1 protein-coding gene is annotated in these 426 nt (G+C 67.4%); it reads right to left on the bottom strand.

Features of this window, described 5'->3' with window-relative positions:
* A partial coding sequence (locus tag P3R27_RS14840) for an MFS transporter (protein WP_301399187.1) occupies positions 1 to 395 on the bottom strand: 395 nt, incomplete at its 3' end.
* Positions 396 to 426: the final 31 nt, after the last annotated feature.

Genomic DNA, 426 nt, shown 5'->3' with positions numbered 1-426 from the left:
AGCGTCTCCTCCAGCCAGCGCCGCTCCTCGGGCTCCAGCCACCGGGCCTGGGCGGGCCGGTCGGGGAGGTAGGCCAGCACCACGAAGCCGAGCAGGATCGCCGGTATCCCCTCGGCCAGGAACAGAAACTGCCACCCTTCAAGCCCGAAGACCCCGTCGAAGGTCAGCAACCACCCGGAGAGAGGCCCCCCGATCACCCCGGCGATGGCGACAGCGGTCATAAAGAGGGCCACCATCTTGGCCCTCTCCCGCGCCGGGAACCAGTAGGTCAGGTAGAGGATCATGCCGGGAAAGAAGCCGGCCTCGGCCACCCCGAGCAGAAACCGCAGGACGTAGAAGCTCACCGGCCCCTGCACCAGGAACATCGCCGAGGAGATGATCCCCCAGGTGATCATGATCCTCGCGATCCAGACCCTGGCCCCCACC

It is taken from the genome of Enterococcus spodopteracolus, from assembly GCF_030441955.1.
Lineage (GTDB): Bacteria > Bacillota > Bacilli > Lactobacillales > Enterococcaceae > Enterococcus_B > Enterococcus_B spodopteracolus.
Note: the sequence above shows the minus strand (reverse complement) of the source record. Positions and strands in the feature narration are given on the sequence as shown.